The 24279-nt window shown below is 73.0% G+C and carries 15 protein-coding genes; 8 read left to right on the top strand and 7 right to left on the bottom strand.

Going from position 1 to position 24279, the window contains the following annotated elements; genetic code table 11:
* The first annotated feature begins 35 nt into the window (after positions 1 to 35).
* The 8 genes from ABIH81_RS21775 to ABIH81_RS21740 all read left to right on the top strand — a co-directional run bounded on the left by ABIH81_RS21775 (position 36) and on the right by ABIH81_RS21740 (position 9554).
* Positions 36 to 1364, top strand: a complete 1329-nt coding sequence (locus ABIH81_RS21775; RefSeq protein WP_047892448.1) for a Gfo/Idh/MocA family oxidoreductase — start codon at positions 36 to 38, stop codon at positions 1362 to 1364.
* 16 nt (positions 1365 to 1380) lie between these two features.
* Entirely contained in the window at positions 1381 to 2814 is a 1434-nt protein-coding gene (uxaC, locus tag ABIH81_RS21770; protein WP_349876739.1) for a glucuronate isomerase, read from the top strand.
* The gene (locus tag ABIH81_RS21765; protein ID WP_349876738.1) at positions 2811 to 4112 is read left to right on the top strand and encodes an enolase C-terminal domain-like protein; all 1302 of its coding nucleotides are present in this window, start codon (positions 2811 to 2813) and stop codon (positions 4110 to 4112) included. Before uxaC ends, ABIH81_RS21765 begins: the two co-directional genes overlap by 4 nt.
* Positions 4103 to 5587: a mannitol dehydrogenase family protein gene (locus ABIH81_RS21760; RefSeq protein ID WP_349876737.1), complete on the top strand. Its 1485-nt coding sequence runs from the start codon at positions 4103 to 4105 to the stop codon at positions 5585 to 5587. The genes ABIH81_RS21765 and ABIH81_RS21760 overlap by 10 nt, the downstream gene beginning before the upstream one ends.
* The gene (locus ABIH81_RS21755) at positions 5584 to 6750 is read left to right on the top strand and encodes a Gfo/Idh/MocA family oxidoreductase (RefSeq protein ID WP_349876736.1); all 1167 of its coding nucleotides are present in this window, start codon (positions 5584 to 5586) and stop codon (positions 6748 to 6750) included. Before ABIH81_RS21760 ends, ABIH81_RS21755 begins: the two co-directional genes overlap by 4 nt.
* 28 nt (positions 6751 to 6778) lie before the next feature.
* Positions 6779 to 8122 carry a polysaccharide lyase family 1 protein gene (locus ABIH81_RS21750; RefSeq protein ID WP_349876735.1) on the top strand — a complete coding sequence of 448 codons (1344 nt, stop codon included), beginning with the start codon at positions 6779 to 6781 and terminating at the stop codon, positions 8120 to 8122.
* Between the two features lie 180 nt (positions 8123 to 8302).
* Positions 8303 to 8818, top strand: a complete 516-nt coding sequence (locus tag ABIH81_RS21745; protein WP_349876734.1) for an ATP-binding protein — start codon at positions 8303 to 8305, stop codon at positions 8816 to 8818.
* A 7-nt stretch (positions 8819 to 8825) separates the two neighbouring features.
* Positions 8826 to 9554, top strand: a complete 729-nt coding sequence (locus tag ABIH81_RS21740; RefSeq protein ID WP_349876733.1) for an HD domain-containing protein — start codon at positions 8826 to 8828, stop codon at positions 9552 to 9554.
* 319 nt (positions 9555 to 9873) lie between these two features.
* Here the strand turns inward: ABIH81_RS21740 and ABIH81_RS21735 are convergent, their stop codons facing one another.
* The 7 genes from ABIH81_RS21735 to ABIH81_RS21705 form a co-directional block, all read right to left on the bottom strand.
* A complete protein-coding gene (locus ABIH81_RS21735; RefSeq protein WP_349876732.1) occupies positions 9874 to 10380 on the bottom strand; it encodes a barstar family protein in 507 nt (168 codons plus the stop codon).
* A 63-nt stretch (positions 10381 to 10443) separates the two neighbouring features.
* On the bottom strand, positions 10444 to 10884 hold the full coding sequence (locus tag ABIH81_RS21730) for a ribonuclease domain-containing protein (RefSeq protein WP_349876731.1): 441 nt from the start codon (positions 10882 to 10884) through the stop codon (positions 10444 to 10446).
* A 186-nt stretch (positions 10885 to 11070) separates the two neighbouring features.
* Positions 11071 to 13980 carry a M36 family metallopeptidase gene (locus ABIH81_RS21725; protein WP_349876730.1) on the bottom strand — a complete coding sequence of 970 codons (2910 nt, stop codon included), beginning with the start codon at positions 13978 to 13980 and terminating at the stop codon, positions 11071 to 11073.
* Between the two features lie 152 nt (positions 13981 to 14132).
* Positions 14133 to 16232, bottom strand: a complete 2100-nt coding sequence (locus tag ABIH81_RS21720; RefSeq protein ID WP_349876729.1) for a DEAD/DEAH box helicase — start codon at positions 16230 to 16232, stop codon at positions 14133 to 14135.
* Positions 16233 to 17546 (bottom strand): BREX system ATP-binding protein BrxD, encoded by a 1314-nt coding sequence (brxD, locus tag ABIH81_RS21715; RefSeq protein ID WP_349876728.1) that lies wholly within the window; start codon positions 17544 to 17546, stop codon positions 16233 to 16235.
* Complete coding sequence (gene pglZ / locus ABIH81_RS21710) at positions 17543 to 20278, bottom strand: BREX-2 system phosphatase PglZ (RefSeq protein ID WP_349876727.1); 2736 nt, start codon at positions 20276 to 20278, stop codon at positions 17543 to 17545. The genes brxD and pglZ overlap by 4 nt, the downstream gene beginning before the upstream one ends.
* Positions 20275 to 24018, bottom strand: coding sequence for a DUF499 domain-containing protein (locus tag ABIH81_RS21705; protein WP_349876726.1), 3744 nt, complete (start codon positions 24016 to 24018; stop codon positions 20275 to 20277). Before ABIH81_RS21705 ends, pglZ begins: the two co-directional genes overlap by 4 nt.
* Positions 24019 to 24279: the final 261 nt, after the last annotated feature.

The following is a 24279-nucleotide window of genomic DNA, read 5'->3' as shown; positions in this document are numbered from 1 at the left end:
AACCTTTGCAGCCGACTGCCGGGGAGGCCGACGTCATGTCACCACCGGCCCGGAAACGGGTCCGCCACGCCCTGGTGGGTGCCGGGGCACGCGCCGAGATGTTCGTCCGTGCCCTCGCGCTCGACCACGCCGACACCGCCGAGCTGGTCGCGCTCGCCGACGTCAACCAGATCCGGATGGACGCCCACAACCGCTGGCTGGCCGAGCTGGGCCACCCGCCGGTGCCCACGTACGCCGCCGCCGACGTCACCGCGATGCTCGCCGAGGAGCGGGTCGACGTGGTGCTGGTGACCAGCGTCGACGCCACCCACGACGAGTACGTGACGGCGGCGCTGCGGGCCGGCTGCGACGTGGTCGTCGAGAAGCCGATGACTGTCGACGCGGAACGGTGCCGGCGCATCCTGGACGCGGTCGCCGAGACCGGCCGGCGCGTCACCGTCGCGTTCAACTACCGCTACAACCCGCTGCACGAGCAGTTCCGGCGGCTGCTGGCCGACGGCGCGGTCGGCGAGATCGGGTCGGTGCACTTCGAGTGGCTGCTCGACGTGCGCCACGGCGCCGACTACTTCCGCCGCTGGCACCGGGACAAGTCCGTCTCCGGCGGCCTGCTCGTGCACAAGTCCGGCCACCACTTCGACCTGGTCAACTGGTGGCTGGACGCCCGCCCGGTCGAGGTGCACGCGTACGGCCGGTTGTTCTTCTACGGCGAGGACGGCCGCCGGCACGGCTACGCCCGCGACTACGACCGGGCGCACGGCTCCCCCGCCGCCGACGGCGACCCGTTCGCGCTGCGCCTGGCCGACCACCCGAGGCTGCGCGAGCTGTACCTCGACGCCGAGGCCGAGGACGGCTACCACCGCGACCGCAACGTCTTCGCCCCCGGCGTGACCATCGAGGACGACCTCGCGGTGCTCGCCCGCTACGACACCGGCGCGACGATGACCTACCACCTCACCGCGTACGCCCCCTGGGAGGGCTACCGGGTCATGGTCAACGGCAGCCGGGGCCGCCTCGAACTGGAGGTGACCGAGAGCGACCACGTCAGCCCGTCCGTCGCCGGTGCCCTCAAGGGCGCGGCGCTGCACGGCGACGAGGCCGCCGTGGAGCAGGGCGCGGCCCGGCTCACGCTGCGCCCGTTCTGGGCGCCGCCGCAGGAGATCCCGGTCGAGGGCTGGACCCGGCGCGGGCACGGCGGCGCGGACGCCCGGATGACCCGGGTGCTGCTCGGCGGCGAACCCGACCCGCTCGGCCGGGCCGCCACCGCCCGCGACGGCGCACTCGCCCTGCTCACCGGCCTGGCCGCCAACCGCTCGCTGGAGACCGGCGCGCCCGTCCGGGTCGCCGACCTGCTCACCCTGCCCTGACCGAGGAGCCCTCGCTGTGCCGATCATCCCCCGCGGCGACCTGCTGCTGCCCGCCGAGCCCGGGCTGCGCGCCCTGGCCCGCGAGCTGTACGCGCTCGCCGCCGAGCAGCCGCTCATCTCCCCGCACGGGCACGTCGACCCCGGGCTGCTGGCCGAGGACCAGCCGTTCCCCGACCCGGCCCGGCTGCTCATCGTGCCCGACCACTACCTGACCCGGATGCTGCTCAGCCAGGGCGTACCCCCGGCCGACCTGGGCGTGCCGAGCGTCGACGGCAGCCCGGTGGAGACCGACGGGCGGACCATCTGGCGGCGCTTCGCCGCGCACTGGCACCTGTTCCGCGGCACCCCGTCGCGACTGTGGCTGGAGCAGACGTTCCGGCACGTGTTCGGCGTCGACACGCCGCTGAGCCCGGCCACCGCCGACGCCGTCTACGACGCGCTCGCCGCGCGCCTGGCCGAGCCGGGCTTCCGGCCCCGGGCGCTGTTCGAACGCTTCGGCATCGAGGTGCTCGCCACCACCGAGTCACCGCTGGACGACCTGGGCCGGCACGCCAAGCTCGCCGCCGACGGCTGGGGCGGGCCGGGCGGCCGGGTGGTCACCACGTTCCGCCCCGACGACGTGGTGGACATGGAGTTCGACAACTGGGCCGCGAACGTGGACCGGCTCGCCGAGGTCTCCGGCGAGGACACCGGCACGTACGCCGGATACCTCGCCGCGCTGCGGGCGCGGCGGGAGGCGTTCGCCGCCGCCGGGGCCACCTCGTCCGACCACGGGCACCCCACCGCCCGTACCCTCGATCTCAGTCCGGCGCAGGCCGCGGCGCTGTACGACAAGGGCCGGCGCGGCCTGGCCGACGCCGCCGACGCGGAGGCGTTCCGGGCGCACATGCTGCTGGAGTTCGCCCGGATGTCGCTCGACGACGGCCTGGTCATGCAGCTGCACCCCGGCGCGGTCCGCAACCACAACCGGTGGCTGCACGCCCGGCACGGCCGCGACGTGGGCGGCGACGTGCCGCAGGCCACCGAGTACGTGCACGGCCTCGCGCCGCTGCTCGACGCGCACGGCAACGACCCCCGGCTCACAGTGGTCCTCTACACGCTCGACGAGGACACGTTCACCAGGGAACTCGCGCCCCTCGCGGGCGGGTACGCGGCGCTGCGCCTCGGCGCGCCCTGGTGGTTCCTGGACTCCCCCGAGGTGCTGCGCCGGTTCCGGGAGGCGGTCACCGAGACGGCCGGCTTCTACAACACCGCCGGGTTCGTCGACGACACCCGCGCGTTCTGTTCCATCCCGGTACGCCACGACGTGGCCCGCCGGGTCGACGCCGGTTTCCTGGCCCGCCTGGTCGCCGAGCACCGCCTCGGCGAGGACGAGGCCGCCGAGACCATCGTCGACCTGGCGTACCGGCTGCCGAAGCAGGTCTTCAAGTTCGGAGGCGGGCCCGCATGACCACAATCGTCGACGTCGAGGTGCACGACGTGCGCTTCCCCACCGCCGCCGGCGGAGACGGCTCGGACGCGATCAACAGGGGCGACTACTCGGCCACGTACGTGGAGCTGACCACCGACGGCGGGCCGACCGGCGCCGGTTTCACCTTCACCAACGGCCGGGGCAACGAGATCACCTGCGCGGCGGTACGCGCGCTGGCCCACCACGTCCGGGGACGCACGGTCGCCGAGATCGCCGCCGAACCGGTGGCGTTCTGGCGCTCGCTGACCGCGGACGTGCAACTGCGCTGGCTCGGCCCGGAGAAGGGCGTGATCCACATGGCCACCGGGGCGCTGGTCAACGCGGTCTGGGACCTGCGCGCCAAGCTGGCCGGCAAGCCGATGTGGCGGTTCCTCGCCGAGGCCCCCACCGACGAACTGGTCGCGACTGTGGACTTCCACCACATCACCGACGCGCTCACCCCGGACGAGGCAGCGGCCATCCTCGACAAGGGACGCGACGGCATGGCCGGCCGGCTGGCCGGGCTGGAACGCGCCGGGTTCCCCTCGTACACCACGTCGGTGGGCTGGCTCGGCTACCCGGACGAGCAGGTGCGCGCGCTGACCCGCGACGCGTACGCGCAGGGGTGGCGCGCGATGAAGATGAAGGTCGGCGGGCGGATCGAGGACGACCTGCGGCGGGCCCGGATCATCCGGGCCGAGATCGGCCCGGACGCGCTGCTGATGATGGACGCCAACCAGGTGTGGGACGTGGACGGGGCGATCGCCGCGATGGGCGTGCTCGCCGAGGTCGACCCGTACTGGATCGAGGAGCCCACGCACGCCGACGACGTGCTCGGGCTCGCCCGGATCGCCCGCGCGGTCACCGAGCTGACCGGCGGACGCTGCCGGGTCGCCACCGGCGAGGTCGCCGCCAACAAGGTCATCTTCAAGCAACTGCTCCAGGCCGAGGCGATCGGTGTGATGCAGATCGACGCCTGCCGGGTCGGCGGCGTGGACGAGGTGCTCGCCGAACTGCTGCTGGCGGCCAAGTTCGGCGTGCCGGTGTGCCCGCACGCCGGCGGCGTGGGCCTGTGCGAGTACGTGCAGCACCTCGCGATCTTCGACCACCTGCGGGTCGGCACCAGCCTGGACGGCCGCATGGTCGAGTACGTCGACCACCTGCACGAGCACTTCACCGACCCGGTCCGCACCCGGGGCGGGCGCTACCTGCTGCCCACCGTGCCCGGCTACAGCGCCACCATGCGCCAGGAGTCGATCGCGCGGTTCCGCTTCCCGGACGGCCCGGCATGGCGCTGACCTCCGACCGGCTCGGCCTGGCCACGCTGCGCCACCTGCCGCCGGAGTCCCGGCCGCTGCTGCGCCCCGGCACCGTACCGGCCGGCATCGTCCACCTCGGCCTCGGCGCGTTCCACCGCGCCCACCAGGCCGTGCACACCGAGGCGGCGGTCGGCGCGGCCGGCGGCGACTGGGGCGTCATCGGCGTCGCGCCGCGCAGCACCGACGTGGTCGACGCCCTGGCCGCGCAGGACTGCCTGTTCAGCGTCACCACGCTCGCCGCCGACGGCGCGGCCACCCGGGTGGTCGGCGCGCTCGCCGGGGTACGGCACGCCGCGAGCGACCCGGACGCGGTGGCCGCCCTGCTCGCCGACCCGGCGATCCGGGTGGTCACGCTGACCGTGACGGAGAAGGCGTACCGGCTGGACCCGGTGACCGCCGCGCTGACAGTGGACGCGGACCTGACCGCCGACCTGACCACCGGCCGTCCCCCGCGCACAGTGCCGGGCCTGCTGGTCCGCGGGCTGCTCGCCCGCGCCGCCGCCGACGCCGGGCCGCTCGCGCTGGTGAGCTGCGACAACCTGCCCGCCAACGGGCGGCGGCTGCGCGGGCTGGTGGAGCAGTGCCTCGCGCTGGCCCGGGTGCCGGACGCGACAGCCGAGCGCGTGCTCACCGCCGTCACCTGCCCCGGCACCATGGTGGACCGGATCGTGCCGGCCAGCACCGACGAGACCCGGGACGCCGCCCGGCGGGCGCTCGGCGTCACCGACCTGGCGGCGGTGGCCGCCGAACCGTGGTCGCAGTGGGTGATCGAGGACGACTTCCCCGGCGGGCGCCCGGCCTGGGAACGCTCCGGCGCGGTGCTCACCGGCGACGCCGGCCCGTGGGAGCGGCTGAAACTGCGGGCGCTCAACGGCGTGCACTCCGCCACCGCGTACCTGGGGGCGCTGGCCGGCGCGGAGACGGTGGCCGAGGCGCTGACGCTGCCGCACCTGGACGCGGTGCTGCGGCGGCTGGTCACCGAGGAGATCGCACCCAGCTTCACCCCGCCGCCCGGCGTGGACGTGACCGCCTACGGCGAACAGGTGCTCGCCCGCTTCGGCAACCCGGCGATCCGGCACCGCACGGCGCAGGTCGCCATGGACGGTTCGCAGAAGCTGCCGCAGCGGGTGCTGCACACCATCGCCGACCTGCGCGCGGCCGGCCGGTCGGCGCGGTGGAGCGCGCTCGTGGTGGCCGCGTGGCTGCGGTTCCTGCTCGGTTACGCCGACGACGGCCGGCCGCTGCCGCTGGACGACCCGCTCGCGGACCGGCTGCGCGCCGCGCTCGCCGCCGGAGCGCACACCCCGGCCGGGGTGGTGGACGCGGTCTTCGCGCTGCGCGAGGTGTTCCCGGCCGACCTGGCCGCCGACGACGAGGTCCGCGCCGACGTGACCGGCTGGCTCACCGCGCTGGAACGGCACGGCGTCCGGGCGACGCTGGCGGACGCCCGGTGACCGGCGGCGGGCTGCCGCGGGTGGCGCTGATCGGGGCGAACGGGCACGGACGCTGGCACCGCCGGACCATCGCGGAGCTGCACGCCGCCGGGCGGCTGCACCTGGTCGCCCTCGTCGACGTGCGCCCGCCGGAGGCCGAACCGGACGCGCCCATCCCCCCGGAGGCGGCCGTCTTCACCGACCACCGGACCATGCTCGCCGCCTCCCTCCCCGACGTGGTGGTGGTCTGCACGCCGCCGCACACCCACCTGCCGATCGCGCTCGACTCCCTCGCCGCCGGGGCGGACCTGCTGCTGGAGAAGCCACCGGTGCTCGACCTCGCCGAACACCGGACGCTCGCCGCCGCGGCCGACGCCGCCGGCCGGGCCGTGCAGGTCAACTTCCAGGCGCTCGGCTCGGCCGCGCTCACCGAGCTGACCGGCGCGCTCGGGCGGCTCGGCCCGGTCACCGGCATCGCCACGCTGGCCGCCTGGCAACGCCCGGACGCCTACTACGCCCGCTCCCCCTGGGCCGGACGACGGTCCGTCGACGGCCGCCCGGCGCTGGACGGCGCGCTCGCCAACCCGCTCGCGCACGCGCTGATGCAGTGCCTGGCGGTCGCCGAATCGGTCACCGGCTCGCCGGTACGCCCGGCCCGGATCGCCGTGGAGCGCTACCGGGTCCGCCCGATCGAGGTCGACGACACCACGGTGCTGCGGCTCACCCCGCACGCCGGGCCGCCGGTGCTGGCCGCGCTCACCCTCGCCGCCGAGGAGCACGTCGCCGGGGAGGTGCTGGTCACCGGCGAGCACGGGCGGGCGGTGCTGGAGTACCCGACCGACCGGCTGCGGCTACCCGGCGACGACGCGCCCCGCCTGGTGCCCGGCCGCCGGGGGCTGCTGGCGAACCTGCTCGACCACCGAGCGGACGGCACGCCGCTGATCGCGCCGCTGGTGCGTACCGAGCCGTTCACCGCGGTGCTGGACGCGCTGCGGGACGCACCCGTTCCGACGCTGCTCGACGGGGACCTGGTGCGCGAGGCGGGCGACGGCCCGCAGCGGGTGCGGATGGTGCGGGGCGTCGGCGCGGTGCTGGCGGCCGCCGCGGAGTCCGGCGCACTGCCCTCCGAGGCGGGCGTGCCGTGGGCGGTCCGCCCGTACGTGGTGGACCTGCCAGTGCAGTGAATGTCCCTCGAGGAGAACGGAACGAGTCATGCGTACCCGAACCGCAGGCGTCGCGGCGCTGACCGCCGCGCTCGTCCTCACCACCGCCGCGCCCGCGCCGGCCGCACCCGGCGGGCCGTCCCGGGCCGCCGAACTGCTCGGCCGCCAGACCCTCGCCGCGAACGACGGCTGGGCCGCCGCGGGCACCGGCACCACCGGCGGGTCGGCCGCCGCGCCGGACCGGGTGCACGTCGTGCGTACCCGGGCCGAGCTGGTCGCCGCGCTCGGCGGTGACAACGCCACAAACGCCGCCGACGCCACCCCGAAGATCGTGTACGTGGCCGGGACAGTCGACGGTTTCGAGGGCCCGGACGGCACGCCGCTGGACTGCGCCGACCTGGCCGACCCGGAGTACTCGCTGCCCGCCTACCTGGCCGCGTACGACCCGGCGACCTGGGGCCGGGTGAACCCGAGCGGGCCGCTGGAGGCCGCGCGCGTGCGGTCGGTGGCCGGCCAGACCCGGCAGACCCAGATCAACGTCGGCTCCAACACCACGATCATCGGACTGCGCGGCGCGCGGCTCACCGGCCTGACGCTGATGATCGACCGAGTGGACAACGTGATCGTGCGCAACATCGAGTTCGCCGACGCCCGGGACTGCTTCCCGGCCTGGTCCCCGGCCGACGGAGACACCGGCAACTGGAACTCCCAGTACGACCAGATCTCGGTCCGGCGCAGCGAGCACGTCTGGATCGACCACAACACGTTCACCGACGGCGACAACCCGGACAGCGCGCAGCCCGTCTACTTCGGGCGGCCCTGGCAGGTGCACGACGGCTCGCTGGACGTCACGCACACCGCCAGCCTGGTCACCGCCTCCTGGAACCGGTTCACCGGCCGGGACAAGGTGATGCTCATCGGCTCGTCGAACACCGTCGGACCGGACGTCGGACGGCTCAACGTCACCGTGCGGCACAACCTGTTCGACGGCACGCTGCAACGGCTGCCCCGGGTACGGTTCGGCCAGGTCGACGTGCACGAGAACCACTACCGGCTCGGCGGTGCCGGCTTCGCGTACGCCCTCGGCGTGGGCGTGCGGTCCGCCCTGTACGCGGAGAACAACTTCTTCACGCTCACCGGCGACACCGGCCCCGCCGACCTGCTGTACGACTGGGGCGGCACCGCCCTCACCGAGCGGGGCAACTGGGTCCGGCAGGGTGACCGGCTGCCCCGGCCGGTGGACCTGCGCGCCGCGTACAACGAGGCCCACGACCCCGACCTCGGCGGCGACGCCGGGTGGACGCCCACGCTGCGCGCCGCCCGGCCGCTGCCGACCCCGCTGGTCCCGTTCGTCGTGGACGCCTGGGCCGGTGCCGGCCGGCTGCCGCTCTGACCTCCGCCGGAGCCCAGCCCGGCGACCGGGCCGGCGTCCCCCCGGGGAGGCCGGCCCGGCGCCGTCACCGGCCCGCCGGCTGACACGCCGCCCCCGATGCGCAATGATCACGTTTGACGGACACCGCCGCCGGGGGAATGAACCGGCGGCCACCGGGGACAACAGGGTCAGAATCAGGCGGTGACAGCGCGAGTGGGCGCCCAGGTCCGGGGACTGGCACGGGACGGAGGGCCGGACGTGACGGGTGGGACATCCGCCGGCGTCGGCCCGGTCCTCACCATCGACCTGCCGGCCGACCCGGCCCGGCTCGCCGCCACCCGGGAACGGCTGCGCGGCTGGCTGCACGCCCAGGGCGTGAGCGAGTGGGACGTCGACACCGTCCTCATCGCCACCGGCGAGGCGTGCGCCAACGCCATCGAGCACGGCTACCGCTTCGCCCGGGAGGGCATCACCACGCTGCGGGCCGAGCTGCGCGGCGACCGGCTGGAGATCGAGGTACGCGACCACGGCGGCTGGCGCGCGGCCGGCGGCGACGACACCGGCGACCGCGGCCGGGGACGGCTGATCATGGCGCGGGTGATGGACGAGGCCACCATCGTCGGCACGCCGGAGGGCACCTGCGTACGCCTGGTCAAGCGCCTCACCGGCGACGTGAGCGGCCCGGCGGCCGCCGGATCTAGCGAAGATCAGCTATAAGGTACGCATGGAGTTCCCCGCCTACCTCGCCACCATGCCGATGCACGCGATCACCGAGATCCACGGTGAGCCCGGCCTGCTGGCCCGGTTCCGGCTGGAGATCGAGGCGTTCGACGAGGCCGCCCGCGACCGGCTGACCGAGGCGCTCGACCTGGCCGCCGACCTGCACCGCGACGACCGGCGGGTACGCGAGCCCTACCTCAACCACCTGCTGCGGGTGGCGATCCGGCTGATGCACCACTACCAGGTGCGGGACGTGGACGTGATCGTCGCCGGGCTGCTGCACGACGCGGTCGAGGACCACCCCGCCGAGCTGGCCGGACTCGACCCCTCGGCCGCCGGGTGCGACGTGACGTCGGCGGCGCTCGCCGCGCTGTCGGACCGGTTCGGGGCGCGGGTCGCCCGGCTGGTCGCGGCGGTCACCAACCCCACGTACGACCCGGACCGGGACCGCGACGAGCAGTACCGGGAGCACGTGGCGGCGAGCCTGGAACGGGAACCCTGGGCGCGGGTGATCAAGGTGTCCGACTTCACCGACAACGGCGTGGGCGTGATCCACACGGTCGGGCCGAAGGTGGCCCGCTCCGCCGCCAAGTACCGCCCGCTGGTGCCGGTCTTCCGCGACCTGGTCGCCCGCCCGGACACGCCGCTGTCCCCTCCGGTCAAGGAACACATCCTCGCCCAGCTGGACCTGGCCGAGGAACGCTTCAGCGCCATCCTCGACCACCCCACCTGACACCTCTCCGCTCCCCTCCTCCCCCTCCTCGCCCCGCCCCGCCCCGCCCCGCCCCGCCCCGCCCCGTCGATCATGAAGTTGACCGCCCAGAGAGCGCTCCCCAATGCCGCCAACTTCATGATCACCCCCTCTCCGGCCCTTGGGCCGCCCTCTCCCGGGCGTTGATCAAGGAGTTTGTGTCGCTGCGGCAGCCTGATCCGGACGCGAACTCCTTGATCACTCGCCCGTTCCGCGAGGCCTGGCCGGGGCAAACGGAGGGGGTGGATTCGCGTCTGGGGGCTGGTCGACAGGACGCCCGAGGGAGGCGCGGGTGGCGGGGTCAGCCGGCGGAGGGTGGTGTGCCGACCCGTCGGCCGAGCACCGCGGCTACCCGGTCGCGCAGGGCGGGCAGCCGGTCCGGGTGGTCGCGCAGCACCACCCGCAGCGTCTCGTGCCCACCGGCGGCGACCGCGCCCAGCACGTCGAGCAGCGTGCCGAGCTGGGCGGGCGGCTCGTCGGCGAGCAGGTCCGCCGCGTCGGTCACGACCACTGTCAGCGGACCGGCGTCGAGGCGGTCGGCGAGCGCGTCGGCGAGGGCGTCCCAGTTGCGGCCGTACCAGCCGGGCAGCTCCAGCGCCCCGGCCAGCGTCTCGTGCAGCCCGGCCCGGGCACGCGCCTGCGTGCCGTGAATCAGCACGCCGCCCGGCAGCGCCCCGCCACCCGCCAGCGCCCCGCCGCCCGGCTGTGGGCCACCGTCCGAGCCGGGTACGACCGCGCCGCCGTCCGGCTCGGGCGGCAGGCCGTCGTACACGAGCCAGGCTGGTGCCTGCGGGGACGCCGCACCCATGGATCCGTCCTTTCCCGACGGCGCCGGCCGGGCGGGGGAATGCCCGGCCGGTGCCGAGGCGGCTCAGAGCCGGTAGAAGTTGGCGTAGTGGTCGGGTGAAAACCAGGTCGCGCCGGTGCTCTTGTTGACCACGATCCGGTACGCGTCCCGGGAGGCGTTGCAGGCGCGCGGGTAGACGTCGTACTCGTAGTAGGTCGCGCCGGAGGGCAACTGGCCCTCGTAGTTGTAGAACCGGCCGCCGGCGAAGTTGCACTGCCCGCCGCTCCACGAGTACCAGCCACGGCTGGTCGGGAAGCTCTTCGCCGACCAGCCGGAACGGGCGGTGCGCGCGTCGGCGCAGCGGGACTGCGTGCAGGAGCCGTAGACGGCGGCCGCGGCGGGCTCGGCGAGCCGGGTGGAGACAGTGGACGGGGCGACGAGCGCGGCGGCGGCCACGGCGGTGACCAGGAAGGACGCGGCGAGGGCGCGGCGTATGCGGGTGACGGCGGCGCGGAACGGGGTCAAGGGATCCTCCTTGAGCGAGCCGGCATGACATCGACCAGCATCGTTTCCTGGTCGCCGCTCAGTCTGTCGAGGATCCTGCCCGCCGTACAGCCCCGATCCGGCGACGGCGCCCCGAACCCCGCGTGAACACACGATGGCGGGTGCGGACGGGCGACCCGAGCCGCCCGTCCGCACCCGCCGCGTGGATCAGTGCGTGAACGCCTGGAACTCGGCGATCCGCACGTTCTGCGCCTGCGGGCTGGCGGTGGCGCAGTCGGTCGCCGCCCGCGGGTCGTCGTCCTGCTCACCGGCGTAGTCCGGCGCGCCGGTGCACTGGTTGGTCAGCACCTCGACGCGCAGGTGCGTGGCCTTGGTGCGCGGGATGTCGAACGACCGCATGATCAGCTCGGGCGCCCGGGGACGCGGCGCCACAGCCGGGAACGCGTCCGGCCGGCTGGTGTAGACCGGCCGGAAGTCTGCCGCGTCGGCGCAGGTCACCGGCCCCGTCGCGGTGCACGCCAGAACCCGGAACTGCCGCACCGCGGAGTACCGGCTCTGGGTGCCGGTGTCGGCGTCACCGGCGACCGCCGGGCGCAGCATGGCGCTCACCTGCACCCGGCGTACCTGCTGGACGTCGCCGGCCAGGTCGACTGTGACCTGCCGGCCGGCGACCGGCGCGCCCAGCGAGGCCCAGTTGGTGGCCTCGTCGTCGTCGGCGATCCGCGGCAGGTTGATCCCGTCGCCGGTGACCGTCGCGCCCGCGGTGGCCGAGGCCAGGTTGGGTCGCAACGACACCGCCAGCGTCCGGCTCTGGCCCGCCTTGACCTTCACCGGGCCGATCCGGGTGTGGCCGTAGCCGGGCGCCCGCACCACGAACTCGTACGTGCCGGGCACCAGGTCCACCCGGTCGGTGAGCGGGGTGGCCGCGTCGGTGTCCGCCACCGGCACGGCCCGCGCCTGGTAGCGCCCGACGAACAGCTGCGCGCCGGCGACCGGCCCGCGCTCGCCGACCGGCAGGAACCGCAGCGCGCCCTCCCGCGCGTACGGCGAGGTGAAGCCCGGCGTGGGGTCGGCGTCGGTGTGGCCGACGCTGGCCGCGGTCTCGCCGAGGCCGCGCCCGGCGAACGCGTTCCAGAGCAGGTCCTGGTTGGCCCCGCCGAAGCGGATCCGGTCAGCGGCGAGCATCGCGTCCCGGGCGTCGACCATGCTGACCTGGCTGACCGACATCAGCAGGAACGAGTCGAAGACCAGCTGGATCCAGCGCCGGTTACCCGGGCAGGCGGTCACGTCGCGGGCGCCGGTGGCGCACGCCTTCTGCACGGCCGGGGTGCCGCTGCCCCACCGGCGCATCATGGCCGCGCGGATGTCGGTGTTGGTGGCGCTCCACAGCTCACCGGAGGCGTGCACCTGGAGGCCGACGAAGTCGTAGTCGACCGAGCTGTAGTTGAGCGGGCTGTCGCTCATGTTGTAGTTGCGGATGCCCGCGTTGGGGTCCTGGGTGCTGTACTCGCCGATGGTGAAGCCGCGCCGGCCGGGTGCGGCGTACCCGTGCTCGAACAGGTACTCCATGGCGAGCTGGTCCGACCAGCTCTCGCTCATGCCCTGCGGCGAGCTGACCCCGGCGCTCGGGCCGGCGATCATGCGGTTGGTGACCGCGTGACCGTACTCGTGGGCGATCACCGACATGTCGAAGTCGCCGTCGACGCAGGGCGCGTAGAACGAGCCCGCCACCGGCTGCCACAGGTACATGTTGGTGGTCGGCGCGACGCCGTCCGGCGGGGTGATCTGGTTGGCGTTGTTGCGCGCCGCGAACGTGGGCGGACCGCCGCTGATACCGCCGGCCTGCGCGTTGCCCTGCTCGGGGTCGTTACCGAGCCCGCCCCGGCCGAGGTTGTCCTGCTGCATGTTCCAGGTCTCCTCGGTGAACCCGAGGTGGTAGGTCCAGTCGTGCATCCGGTTGTGCATGGCGAACAGGTTCGCCCGCGCCGCGTCGATGTCGTTCGCCTGCGGCGAGGTGAACACCTCCGGGTTGCAGCGCTGCTCCTGCCACTGGTTCGTCCACGGGTAGTCGTACCTGCGGTCCGGGCGAGGCGTCGCGGTCTCGGTGCCGACGCTGAACGGGTCGTTGCTGTTCCAGTTCTCCACCGCGATCGCGTTGTTGCCCTTGGTCGTGGTGGTGGACTGACCGGTGGCGGGGTCCACGTCCCACGCCGGGTGGCCGGGCACGCCCACCACCTCGGCGCAGCCGCGCGCCGGCACGGCGCACCACCGCTTGCGGGTGTCGACCGAGGACCTGTCGACACGCGGCGAGTTCGGGAAGACCTCCCACGAGGGGTGGTCGGCGTCGTGGTCGATCAGGTCCTCGCGGACCAGCACGGCGCCGTCGCGGGCGTCCACGTAGGTGGAGTAGGCGGCCGGGTCCGCGCCGGTGGTGTCCGCGCCGAGGATCACCTCCCACGCCGCGCGCGGCCCACGGTCCGCGGTGGGGACCGCGACCAACGAGGTACGCACGACCCGCGCGTCGGCACGGCCGGCGTCGGCGACGGCGGCCTCGCGGGCCTGCTCGGCGCTGATCGTCGCGGGGGCCGGCGTGCCGGCGTCACGGGCCAGCGAGGAGCTGACGTGCCACACCGCTCCGTCGCGTACGCCGATCGACAGCATGCCGTCGACGGCGGCCGGCAGGTCGCCGAAGCGCTGCCGGAACAGCACCGTCGCGCCCTGCCCCATCGGCGCCACCGTCAGCAGCTCCAGCGCGGCGGCGCCCTCGGCGGTCAGCCCCAGCACGTCCCGGTTAGCGGCCACGTACGCCCGCGCGGCCGCGGCCGGGTCGGCGGGCAGGCCGGTCGCGAGCGGCTTGCCGGTCGAGGTGAGCGTGGCGGGCGTACCGAAGCCGGTCCAGCGCACACGCGCGCCGAGCGCGGCGGCCCGGTCCCGCTGCCGCTCGGTGGCGGCGACGCGGCCCTTGCGGTTGTCCTTCGCCTTGGTGTCGTGCCGGTCGCCCGGCAGGTGGTCGGGTGGCGCCTGGGTACGGGTCTGTTCCCGGGGTGCCGCCTGGCCGCCGCCAGCGGCGGTCAGGACCAGACCGGCTGCCAGCAGCAGCGCGGTGGTCCCCGTCAACGCACGGGATGGTGTGCGCACGGTCCCTCCTGTCATCGTCGAACGGCGATGTCCGTTCCGCCATCCGACCAGGACGATCAACCGTCCGACACCATCCGAACATCCATAAATGTTGCTGCGTCGATGAGCCTCCCTGCTCGGCTAGTTCTGAGCTAGGCCAGGTGCGCCGTGCGTACCGGCTCTGCGAGCACCGCGTCGGCCGCGGCCACGTCAGCTAGACGGGTCGCCAGGGTCGCGACGGCGAGCCGATGTGGCAGTGCGACGCTGAACTTCAGGCCGTCCAGCGCCCTGTCGTTGACCTCCGGCAGGCAGACCCGTCCGGCCGCGCCGGGCAGCGCCGCTCGCAGCATGTCGCGGCTGAGGTCGGGGCGCAGCCGGATCGAGGCGTCATCCCAGCGCTGGGTCGGGTCGGCCAATTCGCTGAGCGTGGAGGTCAATGTGGCATTGGCTCGGAAGCCGGCCCAGGTCCACCACCGCACCTCGCCCTCACGATCTCGCACCACCAGCGTGCCGCCCGGATGCACCTGTGAGGCGAAGTCCTCGCGCAGACCGGCCAGCCGGTTGGCGGCACGGCCGGTGAGCGCGACCGGCGGGTCGGCCCCGAGCAGCACGTCCCGCATGGCCCGGACCATCCGGTACGAGCGTCCCTGCGGCACTCCCCCGGCCATCCAGAGCGCCTTCCCTCCGCCTTCCGCCGGCTCGACGAAGCACCGGTGGCGCTTCCAGTCGACGTAGGTGACCCGCCAGCTGCGACCGCCCAGCAACAGCAGTCGCGGTCCCTGCACCTTCGCGGTGAGCAGCGCCGGGTCGGTGCGACCGATCTCGCTACGCCCCGACAGCACGGTGAACTGGGGTGGTGCGGTGAACACCGCCAGCATGTCCATGAAGTGTCGTCGGCCGAAGCGGGCTTCCGCCTCGGGACCGATGAAGAGCATGCCGGAGTCCGAGTCGAGGTAACCCTGGTCCACGAGGTGGCGCACGACGACGTCGGCGGTCTTGTCGAAGGGCGGCAGGTCATTCCACTCCTGCGTCCACGTCTGGTCGCCGATCCGGTGCTCCTGTAGCGATAGGGCCAGTAGCTGCTGGGCGACGATGTGCCGCGGCTCGGGCGGCGGCACTACCTCCTCGACCCACCCCTGACCCCACAGATGGAGCAGGCCGGCCGCCTGCAGGAGTCCATCGCCGTCGAGTGCGAGGAAGAGGCAGTTTCGGCTGCTTCCGGGGCGGCGGCCTGTCCGGCCGATCCGCTGCAGGAAGGCAGCCACACTACGGGGGGCATCGACCTGGATCACCCGGTCGAGGTCTCCGACGTCGATACCCAGCTCAAGGGTGCTGGTGGCGACGATGACGCAGTCGCGTTCCTGCGCGAAAGCCTCCTCCGCGCGACGCCGCTCGTCGACCGAGAGCGAGGCGTGCGACAGGAACGTGGTGACATCGAGCGCCCGCAGCCGCTGGCCGAGGTCCTCGACCAGTGCCCGGGATTCGCAGAAGACCAGCCGCTTCTCGCCTCGGTGCAGTGCGGCGATCACCTTCGCGGCGTTGTGCACCGAGCCGACGTAGTCCAGCTCGACCTCTCCCGCCGGCCGCGCTGTAGCCGTGGTGGGTGCAACGACGCGCGCCGGCCGCCGGTCGCGGCCGGATCCCTGCAACCAGGTCAGCAGGGCCTCGGGGTTGCCGACGGTCGCGGAGAGTCCGACTCGCTGGACCGGCCGGCCGGTGACCCGGCTGAGGCGTTCCAGTACGGCAAGGAGGTGCCAGCCCCGGTCGTCGCCGGCGAAGGCATGTACTTCGTCCACCACCAGGGCCCGCAGGCCGCGGAAGAACTCGTCGTGGTCGACGGTGCTGCTGACCAGCATTGACTCGAGCGACTCGGGGGTGGTGAGCAGGACGTCCGGTCGCTCCCGGAGGATCCGCCGCCGCCGCACCGCCGTCACGTCACCGTGCCAGAGGGCCGCCTGCCGCCCCAACCATCCGGTGTACGTCTCGAGCCGGGGCAGAAGGTTGTTCAACAGGGCCTTGAGCGGGCAGACATAGAGCAGTGAGGTCCCGGACCAGTTCTCCTGCGCCATTCGGGACAGCAGCGGGAACATCGCCGCCTCCGTCTTGCCGCCCGCGGTGGGGGCAAGGAGCAGGGCGTCCTCGCCGTCGAGGAGTGGCCGCACCGCCGCCTCCTGCAGGGGCCGCAGCCCCGGCCACTGCAGCGAGTTCACCACGTGGTGCAGGACGACCGGGTGCAGCAGTTCGGCGGACACCTAGACGTCCAGGGCGATCTCGTCGGCGCTGGTCGCGTTGCGCTCCACGTCGGTCATCTCGGTGGTGGAGAGGGTCAGAGCGTAGTGCTTTCGCGGGTCGAAGTCCGCGAACTGGTCGACGCGGTCGAGCACGTCCCCCACCAGCTTCTTGAGGAACAGCCGCGGCCCCACCCCGACCTTGCCACCAAGCCCGCCGGCAACCGCCCGCGCCAACTCCCCCAGGTAGGCGTCGTCCACCAGGGCGCACACCCGCTCGGGTGCCGCGGACCCGTCCGCGAACAGGTCGCGCACCCGGCCACCCAGCTCCACCAGCGAGTCGACGGTGAACCCGGACAACCGGATCTGTACCGCCCTCGGGTTGTCGAAGCGGGGATCCGTGGTGAAGTCGACCGCGAGCCGCTGGGCGAGCGGAGCGAGCCGCTGCACACCCTGGGGCCCCTCGTAGAAGGCCGGAGTGCCGGTGATCAGGAGGTAGAGGCCGGGGAAACGACCGGAGTGCACCTCGTCGATGAGCTGACGCAGGGCGTTGAGCGCCTTGTCCCGGGCGTCGGAGCGGACCCGCTGCAGCGTCTCCACCTCGTCGAGGACCAGCAAGAGTCCGGGGTGACCGCTGTCGCGCAGCACCGCGAGCAGCCCTTGCAGGAAGCTGAGCGCCGCGAAATGGTCGAGGTCCCCCCGTACGCCGGCGACCCGGCGTGCCGACGCGGCGACGTGCGGCTGGCCACCGAGCCAGGCGAGCACGGCGTCGGCCGTCGCCGGATCACCCCCGAGGCTCGCGGTGCGGTAACCACGCAGCGCGGCGGCGAAGGCGGGTGCGCTGCGGCTGACCTCGGCCAACCGCTGGTCGAGCAGCACCCCCACTGCCCGGTCCAGCGCCTGCGCATCGTCGGGTGGCACCTCCCCTGCCGCGAGGACGTCCTCCTCGAGGGCGTAGAACCAGCCGTCGACGACCGGCCGCAGCGCGCTCGGCGGGAACGTGGCGGTGGTCAGGCGCTCGGTCAGCCGCCGGTAGACGCTCTCCAGCTTGTGCAGCGGTGTCTCGTTCTCGGAGATCTGCACCTCGGCGGTGGCGAGGTTGGCCCGCTTGGCCCGCTCGGCGATCCAGCGCGTGAAGAACGTCTTGCCGGATCCGTACTCGCCGCGGATCGCCTTGAACACCGAGCCGCCTGCGGCGACCGTCTCCAGATCCTCACCTACCGCGCCGACGAACCTGTCCAACCCGACCGCGAAGAGATCCAGACCGGCCGAGGGCACCGCCCCGCGCCGCAACGCGTCGATGACCTCGCGCCGCCGAGCCGGACTGACGCCGTTCACGCCACCCCTTCCGGCAGCCCGAACTGGGTCCGCAGCAACGCGACGTCGAGCCGGACGGTGCGTCCGTCGTCGATCACCGACAGCACCGGGTAGTTGTCGACGTTGAAGATGCGCTGCAGGGTGTTGACGAAGCCGCCGGCACGGGCCGGCAACTCCCCGGCCCGCTGAGCGAGCACGGCGGCAGACAGAACGCCCTTCGCCTCGACGAGTGCCCGCATCGCTGCCGCGATCTTCGCGCGGTCGACCTTGCGGGGGGTCAGGCTGTGCTGTGCCGTGAAGAGTTCGGTCCCGAGCAGCGCAGTCACGAGATCGCCGCCGTCGGCTGCGGGTGCCGCGGAAGGTGACGCCGCTACCGGCATGTCGAACAAGGCCGCCTCTCCCGCGACCGCCGGCGCCTTGCGGCGGGTTTTCACGGGCGGAACCGCAGCGGACGCCGATTTGGCGACAGGTGCGCTCGCCCGCCACCACTCGGGTCGACTCCCCTCCACCGGAGCCCAGCCCTGAGGAACATCGGCCACGTGGGGCAGCAGGTAGGCCAGCAGCGGGATGGTCACCTCGGCCAACGAGGCCCCGCCGTGATAACCGGCCTTGGTGGGACGGTAACGCCGGAGCGGATCCCAGAGCGCGATGATCCGGTTCCCCTCGGCCACCACCCGGGGGCCGCTCAGTTCCACCTCGCCGGCGTCCGCAGGCCCGGGGCCGGTGCGGTGCCGGGCCGAAGCGGCGTCGCCCGCTTTGACGTACTCGCCGCCGCGTTCGAGCACGTGGCCGTGGTCGCTGGTGATGACGACGGCCCGGCCGGAGGATCGGGCGAGGTCCAGCAGGCTCCGCAGGAAGCCGAGGTCGCCAAGCTGCCAGCCGGCCTCGTCGCCCTCCCGGCCGTGGGCCAGCGCGTCATCCACCGTGTTGATCACCACGGCGACCAGGCGCGCCGCGCCGGCCAGCGCCTCGCTCAGGTCGCCGGCGAGCACCTCGCCGGCGCCGCCCCGGGCCGGGCCCTTGTGGAAGATCCGGGCGTCGTCGCCCCACCGCCCCTTGGCGAAGATCTGCTGCTCGGTTGCCTGGGTGCCGAGCCGGAGCGCACCCGCGAACAGCGAGGTCCGCGACACGGCCGTCAGCGTCGGCAGCGCAGCCATGACACCCCGGCGGCGGCCGGCGCCTCCGTGAGCCAGCGGGTCGTACTCGACCCAGTGCTGGGACAGTTCGTCTGCGAGTTCGACGCCGACTGCCGCACTCATTCCGTCGAGCACGACCAGCAACACCGGCCGGTCCGCGCGAACCAACGGATCGATGACCCGGTTGAGCAGATTCTCCACCGTCAGAAGGTCGCCGTCGTTGCCCGGCCCGGCAGTAGCCCAGGCCGCGAGCCGGTTGGCGAAGGCAGCGTCCAGGTCCCGGCGTCGCTGCTGCGCCCGCTCGTGGACCGCACGGAAAGCGCGCTGCAGCTCGGGGTGCACATCTTCGCCGGCCCAGACGTGGTTGAGCGCCAGGTCGACCCAGCCCCACTCCGCGATCTGCCGCTGCACCCCGTCTGCGACGCTGGCCGGTGGCTCGACAGTGGTCCCGAGCCACCGGACGAGCCGCTGGGCCATCCGTACCCGCCGCACCCGCTCCGCCTCCGCCTCCGCAAGGCGGTGCCCGGCCAGTCGGTCGACGGCGATGTCCAGGGTCGGGTCGGCCGGATCCGTAAGGCCGGCGAGGAGCGCCCGCGCCGCGTCGCCCACCCGCCGAGCGAAGCCCGTACGCAGGACAGGGCTGTGAGCGGCACTGCCGGTGGCGTTGAACAGGATGAGCAGTTGCTCGGCGCGGTCCAGGACGGCATGCCCCTGCCGCCGGACGTCCGCGTCGCGGTCGGCCAGCATGTCGCCGACCACCTGCACGGCCGACTCGGCGAGCCCGCGCACCGCCCGATCGTCGTCGAGGTTGCCGACGTACTGTTCGATGCGGCCCTGGGCCCGCACGGCGTCGGGCGTGTCGGTGGTCCAGAGCGCATCGCAGACCAGGCCCAGCGGCAACGCGTCCGCGCCACGGCCGGCAGCGACGAGCGCGAAGAGCGCCCGTGCGGGGCTGCCGAACTGCTCGACCAGCCAGCGCACCAGACCGTCGCGCTCCTCCTGGCGGATCAGGCCGAACGCCTCGACCGCCCCGGGCTCGACGCTCCACCGGAGCAGGGTCGCCACATCGAGATCGTCGGAGGCGTTTCCCCGCCGCTCCAGGCCGAGACGCACGGCGGCCAGGTGACGGAGTGCGACGTCCCGCGTCAGCACCTTGGTGGTGAGCCGGGGCCACCCGCCCGGCGGCATCGCGTCGAGCAGCGCCGGACCGGCCCATCGCTCCGCCTCCAGAGCCATGTCCGGCACCTGGGCCCCGAACGCGTCGACGACCAGGTCCCATGGCTCGACGGTGATCACCTGTTGCCGGAAGATGCGGCTGCGCACCCCGGGGCCGAGAACGGTCCCGGGAATGTCGGTGAGCACCACGAGCACCTCGTCACCACGTTCGGCGACGAGACGCTCCCAGACGGCCAGTGGCGAGACGCACGGCACGACGCGGGCCTGGCGGCCGCCGGGCAGCGGCAACACCGATTCGTGCGGCCAGGCCGGCTCCGCGCGGACCAGCATGATCGGGTACGGGTCTCCGTTACGGTGCCGGTCGAGTTGCTGCGCCACCTTCTGAGCCAGGGCGGCGGGGCTGATCCGCAGCGCCTGGGCGAGCGCCGGTGCCTGCGTCACGACGGCACTCTCCAGGTGACCTCGATAACGGCGCCGGCGTAGTCCCTGGCGAACGCTTGCAACTGCTCCACAGCCCGGTCCATCTCGCTCGCCGAAACCAGGATCCGGCCGTTCGGCAGGGCGTCGCCACCCTTTGATACGTCGCGGACGTCCTCGTCCGTCCCGGAACGGATCTTGCGTCTGTCGTCGATGATCCCCGGCGAGGTCTTGCTGGTGGCGCGCTTGAGCAGTGCCGTCGCCTCGGTCTGAGCGCGGCGCAGCGCCGGGGCCAGAGGTGCGGTCAGTTCATCTGCCTGAGCGACCCGACGGAGTTCGGCGAGAATCGCCTCTGCTTCGGCCGAGTAGGGTTCCGGCAGACCGGCGACGATCTCGAACGTGTCCCAGGGCGCGGCGGCAAGCGCGGCCGCCACCTGGCCGGCGCTGCTGATGCTCTTGCCGGTCCGGTCCGCCGGACCGGCAAGTTCACCGCGCGCGAGCCGTTCGACGGCTTCCTTCGCCGACCGCCCTGTCGCCAGCGCCTCGAGCAGATCCGTTGCCGCACGAGCCGCGGCGAAGCGGCCGGTCTCCCGATCGAGCCGCAGCCAGTTCGCGTGCTGTTCGAGCCGGTTCGCCAACGTTTGCGCGGCCTCCCGGTGCCGGGATGCCGCAGTGGCCAGATCCCGGCCGAAGATCGCCACCAGCCGGCCCCGGCGCAGGGCGAGCGGCTGAAATCCGAAGATGGCTGCGGCGCGTTTCCGGGCCTGGTCCCAGTCGTCCTGGCCGGGCAGGCTCTCCTCCCGCAGGGTGTGATCGGCGCTCACCTTGCCCGGCTCCGGTGCCGGGATCACCTGACTGCCGTGCAGATGGAACGCCCGGTCGGTCTGCTCCGCGAAGGCCGCCACCACGAGCTGTGCGACGACGGGGTCGAGGCCACGCGGTTTCGGCTCGTCGATCCAGCGAAGCAGGTCAGCCACGCGCAACTCGCCGGTGATGCCTTCGGCGGCGGCCTTGTGCTGGAAGTGCTGGACCCACTCCCCCTCGATGACGAACGCCGCCTCGTGCATGGTGCCGAGCCGCAGCGGGTTGGCGATCCGGCGCATGGTCTGCCGGTGCGCCCGCTCCACCTCCACCCGCCCCTCCGGCGACTCGACCGCCCGCTGGACGTACCCGAAAACGGTCTTGACCTCGGGGAGCCGCACCGGCTCGCCCTTGCGGTCGGGGTCGAAGTCCGGGTGGGCGGGGTACTGCTGCTTGAGCATCTGGTCGCCGATGCTGCGCAGGGCGTCGTCGAACGTGGCGCCCATCGGCAACTTCGGTTCCAGCGCCCGGGTCAGCGAGTGCAGGTGATCGTCGAAGCCGAGTTGCACGTCGGTCGGCTGCTTGGCGGCCAGCCCGTACGCCTGGCGCAGAACGCCCTGCATCTTGGCCAGCAGCGCGCTGCGCTGGTTGGTGAGCGCCGCGTGCGCGCGCCGCCGGTCGTCGGGGTTGAGGTGCTCGGCGTGGCTGTCGAAGCGCTGCCCCTCGAGCAGCTTGTCGATGATGACGAGCTTGCCCAGTTCGTTGCGGCGCTCGACGGTCAGCGCGGCCGGGATCCAGCAGACGGTGCGGGCGTTGCTCCGGCTGAGCAGGTCCTGCACCCGTTGCCGGTCGTCGGCCGGCCCGTGACTGCCGTCGTCGAACGGGTAGTCGACGATCATCCGCCAGCCGGACGGGTCGGCCGGCTGGAACGCCTCGTCGCGGATGTCGTTGGGGTCGCGGACGTTGCCGTAGACCAGCTCGATGACGCGCCTGCTGCCCCGCCAGGTCAGCCCGGCCTCGGCGAAGAACGAGTCGCTCCACGGCACCCCGAGCTGCTTCCAGAGCAGCCGCTGGACGATGTGCTTGCGCGCGCCCTCGTTGTCGTAGTGCTTTGCGGTGGCGAGCACGCTGTCGACGTCGACGCCGACGAGTTCCAGCGACACCACCGGGTCGTCGCCTTCTCCGATCCGGATCTCGGGGAACTGGCCCGCCCAGTCGGCTAGCTTGCGGTTGACCTGCGCGACCTCACCACCGGGGATCGGGCTGGTGATGCTGCCGTGGTTGAGCGCGGAGAGACGCCGGCCGGTGAGGTTGCGCAGGGCCGGGACGCTGGGCGCCAGGGCAGCCAGCAGCAACGTCTTGATGAGTCGGTCGTCGCCGGTGAAGGCGCGGACGCGACCGGTTACCTCCGGGCTGAGCTGGTTTCCCCGGCGGGCGGCGTCGAGGTCCTCCTCGGTCAGCCCGTGCTGGCCCAGCAGATGGGGGCGCAGCTTCAGGTCGTACAGCTTCTGGGCCATCTCGAACTCGGCCTTGAGCTTCTCGGTGAAGGGCTGGTCGCCCCCGCTGCTGATCACGTCGTAGAGGTCGCCGAGCGGGACGAGCTGGCCGAGGCGGAGCGTCTCCCGCCGGTCGACCAGAAGCTGCCGCATGAGCTTGAGCGCGGTGCGAGACCGCTGGAGCGCGCTGGAGACGTGCACCAGGGTGGAGATGAAGGCCGGGCTGAACGGGTACGTCGACCGGAACGCGTCGATGTCGGCGCCACTGCCGGAGTCGCTGCCGAGCAGGGTGTCGAAGACCTCCCGGCGTACCTTGGTGGTGCTTTCGAAGGCGCGTGAGATCGCCTCGCCGGCCTCGGCCGTGACCGGCTTGAGCAGGCGCCGGCGAGCGATCTCGGGGAGGTTCCGGTCCTCCAGTCTGATCACGTCGAACCGGCCGCTGGCCAGGTTGAGGGTGTCCTGGTAGCTCAGCTCGTTCGCGCCGACCACCTCTTCGCCGACCAGTTCCCGCAGGTCCCGCTGGCGAGCGATGAAGCTGATCACCGGGATGGGACGGCGGGTGTCGCCACCCTCGACGAAGTTGGTGATCTTCTGAATCTCCCGGGAGACGAACTGCTGGTCGCCGATGGAGTTGGCCAGCCAGAGGATCAGCTCGTCGAGGAAGAGGATCAGGCCGTGGTAGCCGAGTTCCTTGGCGTGCCGGCTGATCTCGGTGAGGCCTCGGTCGAGCGAGATGAAGGCCTCGGCGTCCTCGCGGGCATTGCTGAAGAAGCCCTTGTTCCAGCTGGTCAGCAGGTCGTTGACGAGCTTGCGGCGCAGCTCGTCGCCGTACGCGCCGGCGAACGCCTGGTCCAGCCGCTCCGGTGTCCAGAACGCCTCGGTGTCGCCCCACTCGTCCTCGGCGTCGTCGCCGGGAAGCCCGGCGACGAACTGGGCGTCGCCGATCTTCTCGCGCAACGAGGCGGCCTGCTCGAGCAACGCGTCGGTGCGGTGGACCGCCGGGATCGGCGCCTCCGGGTGCAGCGTCCGCACCCGGTCGACGTAACCGCCGAGCACCCGCTGCTCCAGCGACCGAGCGTCGAGCAGGTGGTAGGGGATGAGCAGGAAGTTGCGGCCGTCCAGCCAGACGCTGTACTTGGCCACGAGCGGGGCCAGCTCGTCGCGGCCGCGGGCGGCGGGCTCACCCCGCAGCAGCGCGTGCAGCACCGCCATGAAGTGCGACTTGCCCGAGCCGAATGAACCGTGCAGGTACGCCGCCTTGGAGGCGTGTCCTTCGACCGCGGAGCGGATCAGCCCGAGCGCCTCGTCGAAGTTGGCCAGCAACCGCTCGGTGACCACATAGTCACGAAGGGTGGTATTGGCGTCGTCGACACTGTCGGAGAGCTTGAGCACGAAGTCGCTCACGCTCGTGCGCTCAGGGATGTCGATGAACTCCCGGAGCAGCGGCGCTGGGGTGGGCGAAGACATGCTGCATACCGTACCGAGCAACCCGGATACGCCTCATCCGGCCACGCAGCGCAAACGACGAGATGGCCCAGATGGCGGATCAATTCGCAACCGGACAACCCCTGCAAGCCAGCATGGGCGCAGGACGGAACAACTGATCATGGGGTGGACAGCCGAAAGCAGACAGGGTAGGACATCTTCAGGGTCTATCGACGCCGCCCGAATCCTGCCCCGCCACAGATGGGGCCCAGGCTCGGCTATTCACGTTCTCACCATGAAGAG

The sequence above is a fragment of the Micromonospora sp. HUAS YX12 genome, from assembly GCF_040215685.1.
Classification (GTDB): domain Bacteria; phylum Actinomycetota; class Actinomycetes; order Mycobacteriales; family Micromonosporaceae; genus Micromonospora; species Micromonospora tulbaghiae.
Note: the sequence above shows the minus strand (reverse complement) of the source record. Positions and strands in the feature narration are given on the sequence as shown.

Excerpts from the sequence above, each read along its gene's own strand:
- ABIH81_RS21775 (WP_047892448.1), top strand. The coding sequence starts at position 36 with ATGTCACCACCGGCCCGGAAACGGGTCCGCCACGCCCTGGTGGGTGCC.
- ABIH81_RS21765 (WP_349876738.1), top strand. The coding sequence starts at position 2,811 with ATGACCACAATCGTCGACGTCGAGGTGCACGACGTGCGCTTCCCCACC.
- ABIH81_RS21760 (WP_349876737.1), top strand. The coding sequence starts at position 4,103 with ATGGCGCTGACCTCCGACCGGCTCGGCCTGGCCACGCTGCGCCACCTG.
- ABIH81_RS21750 (WP_349876735.1), top strand. The coding sequence starts at position 6,779 with ATGCGTACCCGAACCGCAGGCGTCGCGGCGCTGACCGCCGCGCTCGTC.
- ABIH81_RS21740 (WP_349876733.1), top strand. The coding sequence starts at position 8,826 with ATGGAGTTCCCCGCCTACCTCGCCACCATGCCGATGCACGCGATCACC.
- ABIH81_RS21735 (WP_349876732.1), bottom strand. The coding sequence starts at position 10,380 with ATGGGTGCGGCGTCCCCGCAGGCACCAGCCTGGCTCGTGTACGACGGC.
- ABIH81_RS21705 (WP_349876726.1), bottom strand. The coding sequence starts at position 24,018 with ATGTCTTCGCCCACCCCAGCGCCGCTGCTCCGGGAGTTCATCGACATC.